The sequence below is a fragment of the Bartonella sp. TS25HLJMH genome, assembly GCF_042193505.1.
Lineage (GTDB): Bacteria > Pseudomonadota > Alphaproteobacteria > Rhizobiales > Rhizobiaceae > Bartonella > Bartonella grahamii.
Genome location: NZ_JBHILV010000051.1, coordinates 1 through 2,637, shown reverse-complemented (window position 1 = coordinate 2,637; position 2,637 = coordinate 1). Strand labels below are relative to the sequence as shown.

3 protein-coding genes and 1 pseudogene are annotated in these 2,637 nt (G+C 37.0%); all 4 read left to right on the top strand.

Annotated features, from left to right (window positions below; genetic code table 11):
• Positions 1-227, top strand: a pseudogene (locus ACFINF_RS09005) (hypothetical protein); the annotation flags it as partial.
• Positions 228-348: 121 nt separating this feature from the next.
• On the top strand, positions 349-813 hold the full coding sequence (locus ACFINF_RS09000) for an SMI1/KNR4 family protein (RefSeq protein ID WP_375620560.1): 465 nt from the start codon (positions 349-351) through the stop codon (positions 811-813).
• Positions 814-919: 106 nt separating this feature from the next.
• Positions 920-1,387: an SMI1/KNR4 family protein gene (locus tag ACFINF_RS08995; protein WP_375620559.1), complete on the top strand. Its 468-nt coding sequence runs from the start codon at positions 920-922 to the stop codon at positions 1,385-1,387.
• 2 nt (positions 1,388-1,389) lie between these two features.
• A partial coding sequence (locus ACFINF_RS08990) for a DUF6990 domain-containing protein (RefSeq protein ID WP_375620558.1) occupies positions 1,390-2,637 on the top strand: 1,248 nt, incomplete at its 3' end.

Here is a 2,637-nt window from a genome sequence, read left to right as displayed (position 1 = left end):
TGTTGTTGCAAGCACAAGCGCTTGGAGCGCGAAGTCCTGTCGCACAAGAAAGCCAAGGGATTAAAGCAGCTGATGGGATTGGCTCTGTTTTCCGCCCCACGGTGGGAAAAGCTGGCAATGGTGTGCCGCTGATTGATATTGTTCACCCCAATGGACAAGGTCTTTCTCATAACAAATATGACAATATTATACAAATAACTTCTATGAATTCCTCTGTAAAAGAATTATAGCTAATTTGGAATGACGCTTTTGTTGGGCGGTTTCCTTTTGAAATACACTGTTAAAGCCGTCATCCTTTTTTGTTTTCAAAAATGCAAGAATTGTTAATCACTTTTAGGGGGATCATCTATGAAAACCTATACCTTAGCTGATGTTGCAGTACTAGTTGATAAATATAGCGATAGTATTGATTTTGGCTCTACAGATGAAGCAGTTGATGATGCGCTGATTGAAAAAGCAGAGAAAACTCTCGGTTTGCAGTTTACGTCTTCCTATAAAAGTTTTTTAAAAAACTATGGAAGAGGGGAAATTTGTGGTGAGGAAATATGTAGCGTTTATGATACAAACTTTGAGATTGTTCGTAGTGATGATATTGTTTATAAAAACTTAAATTATAGAAAAAATGGTTTTGCAACGCCACAGCAACTTATTGTTAGTAGAACCGATTTCGGAGAGACATTTTTCTTCGATTATTCTCAATTCCAGAATGGTGAGTGCCCGCTCTATCTTAGACTTCCACCTAGCGATCCCCAGTATTACGCAAGTAACTTTTATGAATTCCTCTGTAAAAGGATTAGAGATAACTTGAAGTAAATTTCTTTGTATGGTGGTTTTACTTCCGAATTGCAATGTTAAACCACCATTATTTTCTCTTTTCAAGAATGAAAGCATCATTAATATTTTTTAGGGGGGATCATCTATGAAAACTTATACTTTAGCTGATGTTGCAGTATTAATTGATAAATATCCGGATGTTATCGACTTTGGCACTGCAGAGGATGCACCTGATGATATATTGATTGAAAAGGCTGAGAGAACTCTTGGTTTACAATTCACCTCGTCCTACAAAAGTTTTTTAAAAAATTATGGAGGAGGAGAAATTGGAGGTTATGAAATTTTTAGCATTTATAACGCAAGTTTTGAAGATAATCCTGCTGGTGATATTGTTTATTATCACTTAACAGATATAAAAAATGGTTTAGCAAAACCACAGCAGCTTGTTGTCAATAGAACAGATTTTGGTGAGACATTTTACTTTGATTATACTCAGTTTCAGGATGGTGAGTGCCCGCTCTATCTTAGATTTCCACCTAGCGATCCCCAGTATTACGCAAGTAATTTTTATGAATTTCTCTGTAAAAGAATTATGGAACACGCAGGGGCATGACGATGCGAACCAAAGATGTAACAGAAATTTTAAAAGGACTTGGTTGGGAATCTTACCGTGCTGAAGATGGTAGTATGTTTGCGCATTATCATTTTCCCGATCGCATTGTAGGCATTAGTTATGATGTTGTAGATTATGGAGAGGAGGGTGGAAAATTTCGGTTATCAGCTGATCTTACCACTGCTGCTTATTGCCTTGCTTGGGAATATGCTAGTGGTGAAGTATCACAAGATAAGTATGAATATACGCTGTTTTCTGCGAAAGAGGATTTCGATGTTACAGCTTCAGATCTCTCAGAAAGCCATGTTAAGGAATCTTTAAATAGGGTTATTGCTTGGGCGCAAGCACAAGATATTGAAAAAAAATTACATGAAGAAGCTGCTAATCATTTTGCTGTTGCAGAAGCATTACTTGGTGATATTGAGGCTTTAAAAAGTTCTAAGTTTACACCCCAATTACATGTACCAGAATTTGCAGCTTACAAAACAATAGGGTGGATTGAGCGCCTCATTCTTTTTGCGCAAGCTTATAAAAACGGGGAGTTAGATGACACTTTAGCGCGTAAAAAACCTAAACAGAGGTCGATGAGTCTTACAGCAGCAACTCGCATTTTTAAAATTCAAGGGTGGTTTTCCACAGAGCTTGGGAAAATGTGGTTGGTTTTGCCGGATCGTTTTATTAAGTTAGATTTTGGCTTTGTACATCTCTATGATCAGTACAATATTCATCTCGAAGCTGAAATATCTAATGAAGAGATTTCTGTAGCTTGCGAATATATTCACTATAGGGGAGAATATAATTGGATACGACCTACGGATATTTATAAGTCTTTTAACACAATTGGGGGAGGGATTTTTAGCGGTTTTGATAAAGGAATTGATATTTGTGTAGAGATATTGAATGAGCAAGAGTTGACAAAAATCTCTGAGCGGATAATACAATGGGCGCGTGCCCAAGATTTACAAGCATCGATCGAAAGCAAAACGCTTATCCAAAAATATAGCTATTATCCAGCTGTGATTTGGCATTTGGTTTGTTTAGCATTGACAGGTAAAATTGATATCCTAAAATCTTATCAAGATTCCACTGCGGTGGGTAAGATTCCTGAGCATTTGCAAAATCTTGATAAAGAACTGGAAACCCATGTTAACCATGCCGTTGAATTTGCTGAAAAACATCTGAAAATCCTTAATGAGCGAGAGGCAGCAGAAGCACATCTTAGTCCACAAGTTTTGATTACTTTCAATAAA